The sequence below is a fragment of the Thiofilum sp. genome (genome assembly GCF_016711335.1).
GTDB lineage: Bacteria > Pseudomonadota > Gammaproteobacteria > Thiotrichales > Thiotrichaceae > Thiofilum.
On record NZ_JADJTF010000001.1, the window covers coordinates 2,945,355 to 2,962,348 of the forward strand.

Below are 16,994 nucleotides of genomic sequence, written 5' to 3' on the forward strand. Positions count from 1 at the left end.
GGGAGTGATTATAATAGAATAAGTACGATTTATGTTAAAAACTAGGACTAACGGAAAACTAATATCTTGTTGCGATTGAATGGTTTAATCTATCTTGCATTAGCTGAAGTCAATTAAAATTATTTATTTGCTTAGGGGGGCTGAACCTTAGCTGTCCTAGATCAGTTAGCTGAGTGGAGCGGTTATCTTGAAGGGCGGTACAGAGAGACACTTGAAACTTAGAGGGGCTTATAGGCTTGTTTGAAAAATAATACTAAGAATCTCTGTACACGACAATTCGCTTAACTCATTGAATCTTTTTCAAAAGAAAATCGCCTGAGTTTCATCCGTCCATCCTCGATCGCCATGAATTGTGGTGGACAAAGGAACAGAAGCAGCAGCCTAAGCCTATCCACTTTTTCCCGTACCCTTCCATTCAATAAATCGGTCAAGTAGTCCAAGCCGTAACGGAAGACACTTTGCTCTTTGCGTCCATGTTTTTCGTCTTCAAAGGCTTGACGGCTTTTTCCTTCCATTCGCCGACTTTGTGCGCCCAACAGAAGCCAATGGCAAGCAACGCCATCATCTTTTTGATGCGAGGGGTTTGGTGAAGTGAGTGGCTTCCATGTGAAAACCACGCCCTTTCAAGCATTGGAACAGGTTTTCAATTTCCCAACGTAGCCGATAAGTGCCAATGGGATCAGCCGTGTAGTGGTTGCTGGCGATAATCAACAACTCACCACTGGGCAGCTTTGAGCCACTGAGCCAAACCCATTCCCCGCTAACGTCGCGACGGTGACGGAGAACGCGCCGTTTACCCGGCTTGAGGTTGGCAAACAGCGAGCGGACATGCGCCTCTTTTTTGTGTTTGTCGGTCATCAACTGATTACCCTTGATACGAATCAAGTAGGGAATCTCTTTGGAAGACAACCACTTCCACCATTGACCACCAATAAACTCACGGTCAGCCAACACACCCAAGATGTTGTTGCGCCCGAATTGGCTGATAAATCGTTGCAGCAGGGCAATACGTTCACGTTGGTTAGAATTACCGCGTTTGTTCAACACCATCCAGTAAACGGGGATAGCCGCACCTTGGTAAACAACCGCCAAAGTCAGGAGATTGAGGTTGGATTTGCCCCATTTCCAGTTGGTTCTGTCGAGTGTGAGGTAGTATTGTTGACCACTAAAGGCGAACATTCCCATAAGAAAATGGGCAATGTCATTGTAATTAAAGAACACTTGGCTAAAAAAGCGTTGCATCCGTCGATAGCGGGAACCAATGTCGGTGTCAGAATCTATGTGTACCGCCAACAACGCCAAATTCATTTGTCGCGCACTCAGCAAAGTATGCAGCATTCCCACAAAACAATCCAAACGGGGCTTGCCCCAACTCAAGTGGGCTTTTAAACTGTCACGTAGTCCATCGCTCAGATCCATTTTGCTCTCCTGTGTGGTAACTAGAGAGTAAAACATAGGAGCGGTGGACTTTCACCATCTCCATGACAAACATGCTAAATCAATAAGTTAGTGGTTTTGTCGTGTACAGAGACTAAGAATACTATTTTTGCTTGAGAATTTTTATCAATAAATAAGTGAGCTAAAACAGATAAGTGCTTTAAAAATAATTCCTACTAAGCAGTAAGTGATAACTTAGTGCTAGAGGGAGACGAATCCTTTAATCTGATGCGCTTGGACTTAGCTAGGAAAGTATCATAAATGACTATTTTTAATTATGGTTCGATTAATATTGATCATGTCTATCGAGTGCCGCATTTGGTACAACCCGGTGAGACCCTCGCAAGCTCATCGTACCAAGCCTTATTGGGGGGTAAAGGCGCTAATCAATCAGTGGCTTTAGCTCGTGCTGGAGCTAAGGTGCGTCATATCGGGCGTTATGGTGAGAATGATCAATGGGTACTAGAGCGCCTTGAGAGCTTTGGGGTTGATTGTCATTTGGTTGCAGCGACTAATACGCCGAGTGGTCATGCCATTATTCAAGTGGATGATCAGGCAGAAAATTGCATTATTCTGTATGCAGGCGCTAACCATACTTTTCAACCGCAAGAGTTACCTCATTTATTAACAGAAGCGCAAAAAGGCGATTGGTTACTGTTACAAAATGAATGTAGTTGCACCGCTGAAATGATGTCATTGGCGGCACAACACGGTTTAAAGGTCGCCTTTAATCCCGCACCTATGACCGAAGCGGTAGCACAATTACCCTTAGAGTCACTTAGTTTATTAGTCGTGAATGAGGTAGAAGTGTTGCAGCTATTACAATTAGAGCATTTTGATTTGAGCCAAGTGACTGAGCGCCTAACGACTCATTATCCAGCACTAGCAGTGATTGTGACGCTTGGGGCGAAAGGAGCAGTATGGGTAGATCAGTATCAAGTGATTGAAGTCCCTGCCTTACCCGTCAAAGCGGTGGATACTACGGCTGCGGGTGATACTTTTATTGGTTTTACTTTAGCTGCTTTAAGTCAGGGACGCGGTATTCAATATGCTTTAGAGCTAGGTTGTAAAGCAGCAGCGCTGTGTGTACAACGAGTCGGGGCGGCACAAAGTATTCCGAGCTTAGAAGAGGTGTTGGCATGAGTCATAAGGTGATTTTAGATACTGATCCGGGAATTGATGATGCGATGGCACTATTTACGGCTTTAGCGCATCCTGCGATTGATTTAATAGGTGTTACCACTACCTTTGGGAATGTGGCGGTACAGCAAGCAACCCGTAATGCTTTAACGTTATTGGAAATGGCACAAGCCAGCCATATCCCAGTCGCTCAAGGAGGCGCTAGCCCTTGGATTTTATCTACTCCCCCCTTTCCTGATTTTGTGCATGGCACTGATGGTTTTGGCAATTTGCATTTACCAGCCCCTAAAACTCAAGCGCTTGCCCAGCCTGCACCCGCCTTTATCGTAGAGCAGATTTTAAAACATCCTCACGAAATTACCCTGATAGCGATTGGTCCACTCGACAATTTAGCGACTGCTTTGCAGCTCAATCCAATGATTGCCCATTTAGTAAAGCAAGTGGTGATTATGGGGGGCGTTATTGAACGTGATGGTAATGTGTCTCCAGTAGCGGAGGCGAATATTTTTTGTGACCCGCATGCCGCCGAGCGCGTAATGGCCGCACCTTGGTCGGTGGCGATGGTGGGTTTAGATGTGACTCATCAAGTGGTATTAGATCAGGCTTTATTTGAGCGTATTCGTGATGGTAACTCCCGTGTTGGGCAATTCATGCATGATGCGGTGCAGTTCTATATGCGCTTTTACGGCAGTATTCGGGGCATTAAAGGTTGCTATGGGCATGATGTTTCCGCAGTAGCCTATGTCATAGATCCGACTTTATTTCAAACGCTTGAGGGGAGTATTTGTGTTGCGACTGAAGGCGTGGCTATGGGGCAAACGATTATGGATAGACATGGTTTGTCCTCGTATGCGCTAAAAAATTGGAATCATCGACCTAAGCAAAAAGCCTGTTTAGGTGTTGATGCCGAGCGCTTGATAGCTTTATTTGAGAGTAGTATGACCAATGAGTTTTGGCAGGGATAAGGTCTGATATTGTTTAAGGAGAGTCTATTAGCTCTCCTTAATGCGCATTAATTTATAGACGATTGAGCTTTACTTTAACAGGATTAGGTTTCAGCTCACGAGTAGCTCCATTACTGGAATCTACAGCCGCACCAATCACTCCCCCAAAAATGATATTGCCAGCCATCGCAGCGCCACCTGATTGAGCAATTTGTGAATTCACATTAATAGTTGCTGTTTGATAACCAGCTTTGCTGACAGTAACTACTAAATTAGTTTTGCGCTTCACCATAAAACTGGTTGGTGTTTTGCCTACCATACCATTAGATAACTTAACATCAGCCCCAGCTGGATCAGATTCTACGACTAGAGCTTCCTCTGTACCGCGTGTAATAGTGGCACAACCAGTAAAAGCAATACTTAACAAGACGAGAGTGGTTATTGATAATAGTTGTTTCAGCATCAGTTTATTCCATGTCTTAGTTATAAAAGGCGGCAATCTAACATCTAATGTAACTAATAAACAGTGTTAATATTGCTTTGATTAAAAATTTTTTAACCAAGATGTAAATTCACTATAAATGTTAAAAACGTGCTAAATAGTGATCTGGTCTAGCAATCACTGACAGCTCAAGATGGGAGTACTTTAGCCTAAAATTCTAGTGGATTGGGGGGCTGCTGCTTCACTTATCCCAATTGTTTGAGTAAGTTTATGCAGGTATTAGGGGCTAAAATTAGTCTTTAGCTAGAGCTACTGGGATATAACTACTTGACGCTGAGGTAAGTAGTCGTTCAAAAGTTATCGAGCATTCCTTCCACAGTCGCTGTGAATACATCCTGGTACGCTTCAAGGCGGCATCCCTGCCGCCAAGACTGCTCCAGCAATACCCGATAATTTTCACTCAAGTACTTAGTTGATGCTACCTCAGCTAACTCAGTGTTTAGTTAGCGGTGGGTGTGGCTATTGGTTTAACCTCACGCACTAAACGCAGGGCTACTAAAGTGCTTTTAGGATTAATAATTTGTTTGGTCATAACCAAATTAGTACTGGACCATAAAACAGGTATTTTATCCGCACTACGATTCGCGCTTGAAACCGGAAATACCGTTAGATTGATTAAATGTCCATCTAACGAAGGGCACTCCTCCTCAATACTGTAAAGCTCCTTAATATTGGGTAGGCGCCAGTCAGTATAGTTTGCCACTGCTTGTTGGCTTAGAGTGTATGCCTCAGCCATACCTGCCTCGATGGGGTTGCCAGTACAACTATCGTCGTTGGTATCGAGCGTATTATTGTCAGAAAAGACTTCACCTACCATACAACGTTGCCACATCAGTCCGGTTTTTTTATGAATCGCTACCGGACCTTGCAGAATAAAATCACTGGTTGGTGTGGTGATACTGACGCCTACATTCGGTGCAGTAGGGCAGTCAGCGGCTTGTACTGTGCTAGTCATTAAGATACCGCTTAGGATTAAATAATTAAAGGTTTTCATCAATAGTTCTCCTATAGGGATCTTATTTGGTTGCAGAGGTGGTTGCAGAGCGCACTAGGCGTACTTTATAGGCAGTACTGGTGAGCGGGGTATTGGCAAAAAAGTCGCGCTCTTCTATATAGTCAAAGGCGAGCACTACGGGCTGAGTAAAGTTGTAATAGTGCGAAGGTGTACTTGTTACATAGACATCCGTGTTTTTAATCTCAGGGAAGTACTTGCTATCGACTAAAACATCTGTGTTTTTCATATAGCTGTAGTCCATAATCGAGCGCAGCTCAAAAGCACTAGGCACACGCCAGTCGTTAAAGCCGCAATAGCCTGCCTTATTGACAGCCGCTACATATTGAGCAATGGCACAGGTGGGGCAATTTACGGGTTGCGCAATTTGCTTTTCGATAAAGGTGTAGTCTTGATCATGCAAACCACCGTCACCTTTAGTGGTTTTGTTTTCCCACACTAAGCCTGTCACATTGTCTTGGACGCAGTTCCAGCTCGTAGCATTCGCGGCTAGGGCTGTGCCTTGAGCACTCAATTTGGTAAAGCTAAAGCCTGCATGACCATCGCTATCGTTATTATGAGTGAAATCACGTCCTGCAAACGCATCTTGTAGTAAGAAACTCTTATCGAGTGTGCTACAGACATTATTGGGTTGATCGAGGCAATAGGTTACACCCGTATCATTTAAAGATAAGGTGGGCTTAGCTAAGATCGGAGTGATCTTTACTTCAGTGCTACCTGAACTACGTTTACCATTGGCATCTTCAGCGACCACACGGAAATAAGTAGTTTCATTCATGCGTAATTGAGTCGCTTGATAGCTAGTTGCATCAGCTACTGGAATCCATTTGCCCAGCTTATAAGTAGTGCACTTTGTTACATCCAAAATGGATTCTTGGGCTTGGCAAATGAAGTATTTGCTAATCCCAGAAATCAATTGCCATTTAAGTAATGCACCGTCGGGATCAATGGGGGTAATTTGTACTTGTGGATTAGGAATGACCGCTAAAGGTTTGACTCGAATAATAACAAAGTCAGTATGGCTAGCACCCTTGTCATCGGTGACCTTAAGAGCAAACAGTAAATCAGTTAACGCCGTTACAGTAGGTGCAGTAAAGGTAGTATAAGCTTGGTTGGCATTACTGAGCGTCACAGTAGGACCACTAATTTGCGTCCATTGATAACTGACTATCGTGCCATCAGCATCAGTACCGCCACCTATTAAGATCACGGGCGTATTACTATCAACCTGTTGATCCAGTCCCGCTTTAGCAATAGGAGGGACATTTGTGAGTGCTTTGACTAACACGGCAATACTATCAGTGGCGCGTGCGCCCGCATCATCTTGTACGGTTAATTCAAAGGTCAGTGTTTGATCTGTGGTGACATCAGGTGCAGTAAATTGCAACTGGTTACTGGTAGTGTTAGTTAATTGTACCGTTGGACCTGAGATTTGACGCCATGTATAGCTTACAATTCTGCCATCAGCGTCAGTACTTTGGCCACCATCTAAAGTCACTGCTTGCTTAGTGATGACGGTCACATCCGCTCCAGCATTAGCAGTCGGTGCATTATTGGGGTTGGGTGTAGGTAATTGGTTAGGCGGTTGGTTGCTAGGCTCTGAGGTGCTAGATCCACCACTATTACAGCCACTTAAGCCTAATACGAGACTTAAGCTTAATGCTAAACCTAATTTATAGGTGCTTAGCTTGGAAAAATTATTGATTATCATGCAGTTGCTACTCGTATAACGGTTGATAAGTATTAATGCGGCAAGTCATTAACTTAACTAATACGCTAGCACTGCCTTTATATATTAAAAATCTATTAATCTATAAACGATACATATAGCCATACCAAAGGCATGGATGGCTGAGAATAAGTGGTGAGTGGTGAGGAAATGAAGTACTTAGTATTCGTTGTAATACCAAGTACTTAATAGAAGAAGATAACGATTTAGGGGGCTAAACGCATACCACGTAGCACTTCATAACAAGCACCCATCGTATGATAATCGGTTTTACCAGCGGGGGATTTGAGGTCATCGTATTTTTGATTATCTTGGGTCAGGATTCTAAACCATGCGCCATACTGATGATCAATCATATGCTGCCAACTATAAGCCCAGATTTTTTCATACCAAGCCAAATACTGAGGATCTTGAGTGGCTTGATACAATAAGGCCGCCGCCGCAAAACTTTCGGCTTGTACCCAAAAGTATTTATCACCGTCACAAATAGAGCCATCGGGTGCGAAGCCATAGCAAATCCCGCCATTAACCTCATCCCATGCTTTGGCTAATGACTCGTCAAAAAGCGCACGCGCACGAGGGATTAACCAATCTTGAGGACGATGGCGATTGAGGATTAATAATAGCTTGGTCCATTCGGTTTGATGTCCGGGTTGAAAGCCCCAAGGACGGAATAAGTGTTTAGGATTATCTCGATTATAATTCCAATCGACTTCCCATTGAGCGTCGTAATGCTCCCATACTAAACCATTAGCTTTTTCAGCTTGGCGCAGGGTAATGGCTCGCGCTAGAGTTTCAGCGCGATCTAAAAAGCGTTTTTCGCTGGTGGCTTCATAGGCCCACAGCATGGCCTCACACGCATGCATATTAGCATTTTGACCGCGATAGGGAGCAACTACGCTAAAATCAGGTGAGGCTTCGTCTTTATAAAGCTGATACTCATCATCCCAAAAATAGCGCTCTAATAGGTTCCAGCCTGCTTCAATGGTTTTGCGCCCGTCTTCTACACCAGCGAGGAGGGCAGTAGCTCCGGCAACAATAACAAAAGCTAGCCCATAGGCATGATTAGTCGCATCTAGAACTTGATCACCTTTGAGTAGCCACGCAAAGCCACCGGAGGGTTGTAAGTGTTTTTGGTGCAAATAGTCCAGACCGTGTTGTACCCAAGGCAGATACTGAGGTTCATTAAAATAACGCGCAGCCATAGCATAATTAAATACAAAGCGCGTACTGCTGACCAAATGGCGCGTCTCATAATCATAAATCGAGCCATCATCACGGAAATGCTGGAAAAAACCACCCTGAGCATCATATACATTCGGTGCGTAAAATTTTAAAGTGGTTTGAATATGTTGTTCTAAAAAGCGGCGACTAACAAAATTAGGAAGGGTCATAGTGCGGCACTCTTAAAGCTAGGGATAGCAACTGTTTGACGACTATTAGCGGAGTCTAAGCACGCTAAAGCAGCCGCTAAAGAGGCAAAACCATCTTCACCGGTCGCAGCAGGTGTATCTTTGCCATTGACCGCGCCCATAAAACGACGCATCCCAACTTCATAAAGGTTTTCATGTTGTAAGGGGATAAATTGCTCGCCCTCCGCATTACGCAACATCACCTCGCCCATAGGTGCTTGTTGCATCACACGCTTGGCAATGAGCGAGCCTTCTGTCCCGTGAACTTCAAAACCATTACTTGCGTATTTAGTAGTAAAGCCTTCATGCGTTTGAGCAATCACGCCATTATCAAAACGGAAAATCGCCATAGCACCGTCTTCAATCACGCCTGATCCCATACCAAAATGTTGGGTAAGGCTCGTGACCTCCACAGGCTCAGCATTCAGTACAAAACGCAAGGTATCAACATCATGCACGGTTATATCTAAAACTACTCCCGCACCCGCATTAGGATTAGTGAGACGCCAGCCTTGTAAGTGTTCGGGTAAATAAACCGCATGAAAAACGCGTGCGGCAATCGGTTGACCAATAGCGCCCTCACTAATTAAGCGCCTCATGGTACGGTGGCTAGCCGCATTACGTAAATGATGATTAGTGGCTAAGACCACATTATGCTGTTGGCATACTTTGATCATGCGCCGCGCTTGATCAAGTGTCATGGCTAAGGGCTTTTCACATAAAATATGCTTACCTGCTTTAGCCGCCGCTAGGGTTTGCTCATAATGTAATTCATTGGTCGTGCTGATATAGACAGCCTGTACCGCAGGATTGCTAAGTAAATCTTCAAGGGTATTAGCGGAGTGAGGGATTTGATTGGTTTTCGCATATTCAAAGCCTCGTTCTGGATGAGAGCTATAAACCGATACGACTTCACAATCAGGTTGGCTGCGAATAGCTGCAATCATATGGGCTTGAGCAATATTGCTAGCACCGATTAAACCGAAACCAAAAGTCATAATAGTATTCCTCCCACTCGAACTAATGAATGATTGAGCAAGGTAGTACTAATACCTAGTACCACCTCGTGATAACGTATTTAGTCTATAGTTATAATTTTAGGCACTAGATGCGCTCTAAATACGATTTTCTGTTTGGGGATCAAATAACACCGCTTTAGCCATATTGAAAGCAAAAGGTGCTTTTTGTCCTACTACTGCCCCGCAGTTAGAGCGCATACGTGCCACAATTTCTTTACCACCTAAGGTAGTGAGCACATAGACATCAGCACCCGTAGGTTCTGTGACATCGACTAAACAATCCGCTTGGAATACCCAAGGATTATTCGGTTCGGCACTGCTAACATCGGTAATCGCTTCAGGACGAATACCTAAAATGACGGCCTTATCCACCCACGACTTATAATGCTCAGGATTGGGGAAAGGTAGCAATAAGTCATTATTACCGTGAGTGGTTAAACGCGCCGCTATACCATTTTGATGGGCTACTAAGGTAGCAGGTATTAGATTCATAGAAGGTGAACCCATGAAGCTAGCAACGAATACATTATTAGGGGTATCGTAAACTTCTTGAGGAGTCCCTAGTTGTTGCAATATCCCCGCCTTCATAATCGCAATGCGCGTGGCTAAGGTCATCGCCTCAATCTGATCATGGGTCACATACACAATAGTAGCGCCCAGACGCTGATGCAGCTTTTTGATTTCAGTGCGCATGTCAACACGCAGTTTGGCATCAAGGTTCGATAGTGGTTCATCAAATAAGAAGATTTTAGGTTCACGCACTAAAGCGCGTCCCATGGCCACCCGTTGACGTTGACCGCCTGAAAGTTGAGCGGGTTTGCGCTTGAGTAGGGGACCAATTTGCAGCATTTGAGAGACACTTTCGACCTTTTTGTCGCGCTCAGCTTTAGGCACACCGCGCATTTCTAAGCCGAAAGCAATATTCTTTTCCACGCTCATATTGGGATAAAGCGCATAGGATTGGAACACCATGGCTATATCACGTTGCGAAGGGTGTTTATTATTCACTACCTCATCATCGATGATCAGTTCACCTGAGGTAATCTCATCTAAGCCTGCAATCATGCTCAGCAAAGTTGATTTACCACAACCCGAAGGGCCAACTAATACTAAGAAGTCACCGTGATCAATCGAAATATTAATATTTTTTAAAACGTCAACGCTGCCGTAGGATTTGCATACATTGCGGATTTCTAAAGAAGCCATTGTTTTTATCCTCTAACCTTTAACCGAGCCAGCCATTAAGCCACGCACGAAATAGCGTCCTGCTACGATGTAAACGAGCAGAGTGGGCAATGCAGCAATCATCGCAGCCGCCATATCCACGTTATATTCTTTGACACCTGTTGAACTACTGACCAAGTTATTGAGTGCTACGGTCATAGGCGCACCTTCTCCGGCGGCAAATGACGCACCAAATAAGAAGTCATTCCAAATATTGGTAAATTGCCAAATGACAGTAACCACAATAATCGGGCCAGAGCTGGGTAATAAAATACGCCAGAAAATACCAAAGAAACTAGCGCCATCAATCATCGCAGCTTTAACTAATTCGGTAGGGAAGGCAGCATAATAGTTACGGAAGAATAGGGTGGCAAAACCAATACCATAAGTGACGTGTACTAATACTAAGCCTGTGGTCGTACCTGCTAAACCTAGATTACCCAATACTTGTGACATAGGAATGAGCACAATTTGGAAAGGAATAAAGCAACCAAATAGCATTAAAGCAAACACCCAACGGTCACCTTTGAAACGCCATTTAGTGAGTACATAGCCATTAATCGCACCTAATAAAGTCGAAATAATGACAGCAGGTACTACCATTTTAATGGAGTTCCAGAAATAACCATTGATCCCTTCGCAGGTTAAGCCAATACAAGCACTACCCCACGCTTTTACCCACGCGGCCGTCGTCCAGTTTTGTGGCAGTGAAAGCACATTGCCTTGGCGTAATTCGTCTAGCTCTTTAAAGCTAGTAATGAGCATAACGAATAGCGGTAATAGATAAAAAGCCGCAAATACAATCAGTGTGGTGTAAATCAATACGCGCCAAAAACGACTAGAGCTGGCTTTTACTTCTTGATTAGTCATGGCGCTTCTCCCGTGTTTCAGCATAGAGGTAAGGCACTATAATAGCGGCAATGGTCATGAGCATAATCATGGCTGAAGCCGCACCCACGCCCATTTGATTACGAGTAAAGGTATAGGAATACATAAAGGTAGCTGGTACTTCAGTGGCGTTACCAGGGCCCCCTCCCGTTAACGCTACTACGAGGTCATAGGACTTAATCGCCATATGCGCTAATACTACAAAGGCACTTAAAAATACGGGGCGTAATTGGGGAATGATAATGCGCCAGTAAGTTTGGAATGCAGAAGCACCATCTAGTTGCGCAGCTTTAACTTGTTCGCTATCAATACCGCGTAAACCCGCTAAAAACATTGCCATCACAAAGCCTGAGCTTTGCCATACCGCCGCAATGACTACGGTATAAATAGCCATATCAGAGTTAATCAGCCAGTCAAATTTAAAGCTAGTCCAGCCCCATTCGTGCATGGTTTTTTCTAGTCCTAAGCCCGGATTCAAAAACCACTTCCAAGCCGTGCCTGTTACAATAAAAGAAAGCGCCATCGGGTATAAATAAATAGGGCGTAAGAAACCCTCACCACGAATTTTCTGGTCTAATAAAATGGCTAGCAACATCCCTAATAAACCGCAGATAACGATATAGAGCGTGCCGAAAATAGCTAAATTATTAAGTGCTACTTGCCAGTTTAGGGTTTGCCATAGCTTGGTATAATTTTCCAAGCCAACGAAATTAAAGTTAGGCATCATTCTAGAAGAGGTCATGGAGAGATAACCTGTATAGAGAATAAAGCCATAGACGAAAAAGAGTGTCACTGCGAAAGAGGGTGACAGGACTAACTTGGGTAGGTGGTGTCGTGCCCAGCCACGCCAGTCAGCGGTGGTGTTGGTCATTAGCCTGCTCCTGTGGATTGGAGTTAAAATTTAAGTCACTGAGTACTTTGTTGTTTTAGAGCTTGTGGGTGAGTTTTAAGTCTAAGGAGTAAGTGTTTTGGAAAAGGTCGTGCTGTTTGAGCGTAGCGAGTTTCACGCCCTTTGGAAAAACATTTACTCCCTAGACTTAGACGCCTACTGGGTAGCAGCAAACTACACAGTTAATTAAAGAGTTAGTCTACTGAAAGGTAGTATCTAAAGCTTATCAACTAGCGTTTAACCCCTTAGGTAGATAATTTTTTCCGAGAGGCGTGAAACTCGCTACGCTCAAACAGCACGACTCTCTCCAAAAATCATCTACCTAAGGGGTTAAACTATTTTACCCATTTACTATAGCGCTTTGCCTTAGAAGTACTCAAAAAATTGAGTACTTCCAAGACTATCACATCAAACTAATTACTTAGCGCCTTCGATGGCAGCAACTAATTCTTTCACAGCATCCTCAGAGGCGACATTGCCATTGAAGTGTTTAGTTACTACGTCATAGAGAGCATTTTTGACCGCAGCAGGTGCAGCATGACCATGAGCCATAGAACCCATTAGTTGACCTGCTGAAGCCGCTTCAGCCAGTTCTACCATACCTTTTTTACCGCAAGCATCAAAGGCTTCATTCGGTACGTCAGTACGCGCAGGTACTGAACCTTTAACCACATTGAATGCAGATTGGAAAGTAGGTGACATGACCGCCTTAGCCATAGCTAATTGCGCTTTTTGACCTGCTTCACCCACATTGAACATCACAAACTGGTCAGAGTTGAAGGTTACAGAGCCTTGAGTACCGGGGGTACGGAAGCAGAGGAAATCTTCATCAGGTTTTTTGCCTGCATTTAAGAATTCGCCTTTTGCCCAGTCACCCATGATTTGGAAGCCCGCTTTACCTTCAATAACCATAGCAGAAGAGAGGTTCCAGTCACGACCAGAGAAACTATCATCTACATAACCACGTAATTGCTTCATGCGATCAAATACTTGTTTCATAGTATCTGAGCTTAACGCTTCTTTATCTAAGTCGATCATCGATTTTTTATAGAAGTCTGGGCCGCCAGTCGCTAAGACTACGCTGTCAAACAGAGTAGCATCTTGCCAAGGTTGACCACCATGTGCTAGCGCAGTTAAACCTTTACCTTTAACTTTGTCTAAAGCGGCAATGAAACCATCCCAATCTTTAGGCGGTTCGGTCACACCAGCGTCTTCTAACACTTTCTTGTTAGCCCATACCCAGTTGGTAGAGTGAACGTTTACCGGTGCAGACACCCAGTGACCATCATATTTAGCAAAACGCTGTAAAGCTTCAGGAACAACTTTGTCCCAGCCTTCTTCAGCAGCGAGGCTATCTAAGTTGGCGGTTGCGCCTTCTTTAGCCCAGTCTTGAATATCAAAGCCTAACATTTGTACTGCGGTAGGAGCATTTTTGGCTTGTACGCGAGCACGTAGTACAGTCATCGCAGCAGTACCGCCACCACCTGCAACCGGCATATCTTTCCAACCAATGCCTTGTTTATTTAAATCTTCCTTGAGTACTCCTAACGCTTTAGCTTCACCACCTGATGTCCACCAATGCAATACCTCAACTTCTTCAGCCGCACGAGCAGTACTGCTGAACGCTAAAGCTAAAGTAGCAGCCAGTAGAGTGGTTTTTAGCGTAGTTAATTTCATAACATCCTCCAGGGTTTAAAAATGCAATCAATTGAGTTGAGATTGCTAAATATAGCTAACTGTTGAGTGCTTGGGCGTACCACAAGATTCTCTTACCATTAAACGTGCAGGTACGATTAAACGCTCAGGTTTAGCCTGAGGTTTATTCATATAAACCTGCAATAAATCCATTGCTTGATGAGCAAATTGAGAGGCTTCTACCCGTATAGTAGTCAAAGCAGGGTGGGTGATACTGGAATCGGTTAAATCATCAAAACCCACTACCGCTAGATCTGAGCCTACTTTAATCCCTAGTTCACGCGAAACACTTAAAACGCCATAGGCCATTTCGTCTGAAAAGCAAACCACGGCACTAATACTATGATCGTAATTCAGTACAGTTTTTAGGGCTTGGCGACCTGCTTGACGACTATTAGCGATAGGGTAAATATAACCAGAAGGGACACGTAATCCAGCTTCATTCATGGCATCCATATAGCCCGTCAGGCGATCATGGTAATCTGATATATCTTCACGTCCTCCTAAAAAAGCTATTTTTTGATGCCCTAGCTGAATTAAATGTCGAGTAGCGGTATAAATACCATTGCGGTTATCAGCCACAACAGCAGGAAATTGGCAAAATGGTACCTCACGCATGATTTGTACTAGAGGAAAACCAGAGCGCCAAATTTTGTCCAACCACGAAGCCGTGGTTTGCGGAGCAGGACAAAGAATAATACCCCCTACTTTATACTCCATGTAGATCTGCACCAGTTTTTCCTGCTGTGCAAATTGCTCTGCATTGCTGGAAAACATGGGCACAACCCCACGTTGTAACGCCACTTTTTCGCAATGATTTAGGATCTCACCGCTGTAGGGGGTATTAAGGCCATTAACCATGACACCAATGAGATCACTGGCCACAGTTTGGCGTAAAGCTGCCGCTTTGCGATTGTAGACATAACCCGTTTCATCAATACCACGTAACACTTTTTCACGAGTTGTGGCACTGACACTATCACTGTTTTGGAGTACCAATGAGACAGTTGATTTAGAAACCCCTACGTGTTCAGCTACATCGTGCAGAGTTACACGTTTGCGCTCAGGCGTATTTGGAACGTTCCACCTATGAACTGTATTCACCAGTCTCTCCTCCACAACAATCTGTGAACTAAACTAAACGAGTTAAATAAAAAAATCAATATGGAACGTTCCATAAGTTGCAGCATTTCGCATGCTTGGGCAAGATGAGGGGTAATCCAACCTAGGTAAATTTGGATCGTTCCAGTGATTTAAACCGATTTCGGAGAGTAAAAAGATGAGTTTATCGATAGCAGACGTACCTAATGCAGTACGTGAAGTCAAAGTTGAACTACACAAAAAAAGTAAGGTTTTAGAGCAGACCTATACCGAGATGACAGCCTCGATTCAAGCCGAGGTGGATGAAATTAAGGCATTAAAAGCACAAGGCAAAAGTATTATTCCAGAATTAGACTATCAAGCCGTACTACACAATCAGGTGAGTGAGGAGCAAAAAGCACTGATTCGTAAGCGCGGTTGTGTGGTGATACGTAATACCTTTCCGCGTGCCCAAGCAGAGCAGTGGAGTGAGCGCATAGGAGAGTATTTAATCAGTAATGGTTACTACGACACCCCTGACAAAGGTCTGGATAAATATTTTTCCTCTTTACAAGCTGGCAAGCCTCAAATCTTTAGCGTGTATTGGTCTAAGCCACAGATGGAAGCGCGTCAATCAGAGAATTTGGCTCAAGCACGGCGCTTTTTAAATCGGCTTTGGACTTATCAAAGTGATGAAGTTGGTACAGTCTTTGATCCTGATCGTGAGTGCTTATATGCTGACCGCACGCGTCGACGTGAACCGGGGGATAATTCATTAGGGCTAAAACCGCATATCGATGGTGGCTCGGTAGAGCGTTGGTTAGACCGCAATGGGTTTTGGAAAGTCTATCGTCATTTATTGGAAGGTAATTGGCAGGCTTATGATCCTTTTGATGCAGCGTATCGGACTGAAACAGAGGAAATTCCTTCACCAGCGGTGTGTAGCATGTTTCGTACTTATCAAGGTTGGACGGCTCTCACTCCGCAAGGGCCGAGTGATGGTACTTTGCAATTAGTGCCGATTGCGCGTGCTATGGGCTGGATGTATCTAAGAGCTTTACAACCGGATGTGCCTGAAGAGGATTTATGCTCGGCTATTGCTGGGCGAGCTTTATTGTGTAGCCCACAGTGGCATGGCTTATTGCTAGATGCTTTAACCAGCATACCATTGATGCAGCCGGGGGATAGTATTTGGTGGCATCCTGATGTGATTCACGCTGTAGAGGATGAGCACAAAGGGCAGGGGTATAGCAATGTGATTTATATCGGTGCTGCTCCTTATTGTGAGAAAAATGTGAAGTATCTAGCTAAACAAGCTCAGGCTTTCCAAAAAGGCGAAAGTGCGCCTGATTTTGCACCTGAACATTACGAGCTGAATTATCATGATCGTGCTACAGCAGCGGATTTAACGGAGCTAGGCAAAAAGCAAATGGGACTCATGGCTTGGTAATCTCCACTTGTTGATATGGGTTTAATGGCTGCTAGCGAGTACAGTCATTAAAACCCATTCGACGCTAGGTAGATCATCGTATGCAAGACAAAATACAGATTTTTGGTAAATGGTTGGAGCAAATTGGCGATCATGCAGTTGAGCTTTTTCATCTGATTGGCTTATTTGTCATTGGTGGCACGATAGTATGGTCGGCGATTCATGCCTATATTCATGAGATTATGAGTAAACCCTATGCCACTTTGGATGATATTTTATTATTATTCATTTATTTAGAGTTGGGGGCGATGGTCGGGATCTTTTTCCGCACTCATCGTTTACCAGTCATTTTTCTATTGTTTATCTCCCTAACAGCTTTAACGCGTTATTTAGCCATTGATTTAAAAATGTTTGATAATGCTAAGATTATAACTATTGTCACTGCTATTTTATTATTATCTTTGGCTGCCTTGGTTTTGCGTATTAGTGAGGCACGTTTTAGTTCGGATCAAGAGTTGACTAAACGAGTTTCCGATACCGATACTCAGCAAACTAAGATAGATTGATCTAATAGGGTTTTTATTAGTTGGCTGT

General features: G+C 44.0%; 16 protein-coding genes. 4 read left to right on the plus strand and 12 right to left on the minus strand.

Features of this window, described 5'->3' with window-relative positions; all coding sequences use genetic code 11:
- Positions 1-281: 281 nt before the first annotated feature.
- Entirely contained in the window at positions 282-515 is a 234-nt protein-coding gene (locus IPL34_RS14000; RefSeq protein ID WP_296837418.1) for a hypothetical protein, read from the minus strand.
- Positions 516-561: 46 nt separating this feature from the next.
- Positions 562-1,419 (minus strand): IS4 family transposase, encoded by an 858-nt coding sequence (locus IPL34_RS14005; protein ID WP_296837415.1) that lies wholly within the window; start codon positions 1,417-1,419, stop codon positions 562-564.
- 279 nt (positions 1,420-1,698) lie between these two features.
- On the opposite strand from IPL34_RS14005, the gene IPL34_RS14010 reads away from it, so the two are divergent.
- Entirely contained in the window at positions 1,699-2,580 is an 882-nt protein-coding gene (locus IPL34_RS14010; RefSeq protein WP_296842070.1) for a ribokinase, read from the plus strand.
- Positions 2,577-3,542, plus strand: coding sequence for a nucleoside hydrolase (locus tag IPL34_RS14015; RefSeq protein ID WP_296842071.1), 966 nt, complete (start codon positions 2,577-2,579; stop codon positions 3,540-3,542). The genes IPL34_RS14010 and IPL34_RS14015 overlap by 4 nt, the downstream gene beginning before the upstream one ends.
- Before the next feature lie 52 nt (positions 3,543-3,594).
- On the opposite strand, the gene IPL34_RS14020 is transcribed toward IPL34_RS14015, so the two are convergent.
- The 10 genes from IPL34_RS14020 to IPL34_RS14065 all read right to left on the minus strand — a co-directional run bounded on the left by IPL34_RS14020 (position 3,595) and on the right by IPL34_RS14065 (position 14,995).
- A complete protein-coding gene (locus IPL34_RS14020) occupies positions 3,595-3,984 on the minus strand; it encodes a PEGA domain-containing protein (protein ID WP_296842072.1) in 390 nt (129 codons plus the stop codon).
- 478 nt (positions 3,985-4,462) lie between these two features.
- Positions 4,463-5,017 carry a DUF1566 domain-containing protein gene (locus tag IPL34_RS14025; RefSeq protein ID WP_296842073.1) on the minus strand — a complete coding sequence of 185 codons (555 nt, stop codon included), beginning with the start codon at positions 5,015-5,017 and terminating at the stop codon, positions 4,463-4,465.
- Positions 5,018-5,039: 22 nt separating this feature from the next.
- Entirely contained in the window at positions 5,040-6,746 is a 1,707-nt protein-coding gene (locus tag IPL34_RS14030; protein ID WP_296842074.1) for a DUF1566 domain-containing protein, read from the minus strand.
- A 224-nt stretch (positions 6,747-6,970) separates the two neighbouring features.
- Positions 6,971-8,158 (minus strand): AGE family epimerase/isomerase, encoded by a 1,188-nt coding sequence (locus IPL34_RS14035; RefSeq protein WP_296842075.1) that lies wholly within the window; start codon positions 8,156-8,158, stop codon positions 6,971-6,973.
- On the minus strand, positions 8,155-9,174 hold the full coding sequence (locus tag IPL34_RS14040; protein WP_296842076.1) for a Gfo/Idh/MocA family oxidoreductase: 1,020 nt from the start codon (positions 9,172-9,174) through the stop codon (positions 8,155-8,157). Before IPL34_RS14040 ends, IPL34_RS14035 begins: the two co-directional genes overlap by 4 nt.
- Positions 9,175-9,291: 117 nt before the next feature.
- On the minus strand, positions 9,292-10,401 hold the full coding sequence (gene ugpC, locus IPL34_RS14045; RefSeq protein ID WP_296842077.1) for a sn-glycerol-3-phosphate ABC transporter ATP-binding protein UgpC: 1,110 nt from the start codon (positions 10,399-10,401) through the stop codon (positions 9,292-9,294).
- 12 nt (positions 10,402-10,413) lie between these two features.
- On the minus strand, positions 10,414-11,289 hold the full coding sequence (locus tag IPL34_RS14050; RefSeq protein WP_296842078.1) for a carbohydrate ABC transporter permease: 876 nt from the start codon (positions 11,287-11,289) through the stop codon (positions 10,414-10,416).
- Positions 11,282-12,178 (minus strand): carbohydrate ABC transporter permease, encoded by an 897-nt coding sequence (locus IPL34_RS14055; protein WP_296842079.1) that lies wholly within the window; start codon positions 12,176-12,178, stop codon positions 11,282-11,284. Before IPL34_RS14055 ends, IPL34_RS14050 begins: the two co-directional genes overlap by 8 nt.
- Positions 12,179-12,613: 435 nt before the next feature.
- Positions 12,614-13,873: an ABC transporter substrate-binding protein gene (locus IPL34_RS14060; protein ID WP_296842080.1), complete on the minus strand. Its 1,260-nt coding sequence runs from the start codon at positions 13,871-13,873 to the stop codon at positions 12,614-12,616.
- A gap of 45 nt (positions 13,874-13,918) precedes the next feature.
- Positions 13,919-14,995: a LacI family DNA-binding transcriptional regulator gene (locus IPL34_RS14065; protein WP_296842081.1), complete on the minus strand. Its 1,077-nt coding sequence runs from the start codon at positions 14,993-14,995 to the stop codon at positions 13,919-13,921.
- 175 nt (positions 14,996-15,170) lie between these two features.
- Here IPL34_RS14065 and IPL34_RS14070 point away from each other — a divergent pair, with 175 nt between their 5' ends.
- Positions 15,171-16,421, plus strand: a complete 1,251-nt coding sequence (locus IPL34_RS14070; RefSeq protein ID WP_296842082.1) for a YbiU family protein — start codon at positions 15,171-15,173, stop codon at positions 16,419-16,421.
- An 80-nt stretch (positions 16,422-16,501) separates the two neighbouring features.
- Positions 16,502-16,966: a phosphate-starvation-inducible PsiE family protein gene (locus tag IPL34_RS14075; protein ID WP_296842083.1), complete on the plus strand. Its 465-nt coding sequence runs from the start codon at positions 16,502-16,504 to the stop codon at positions 16,964-16,966.
- Positions 16,967-16,994 lie beyond the last annotated feature (28 nt).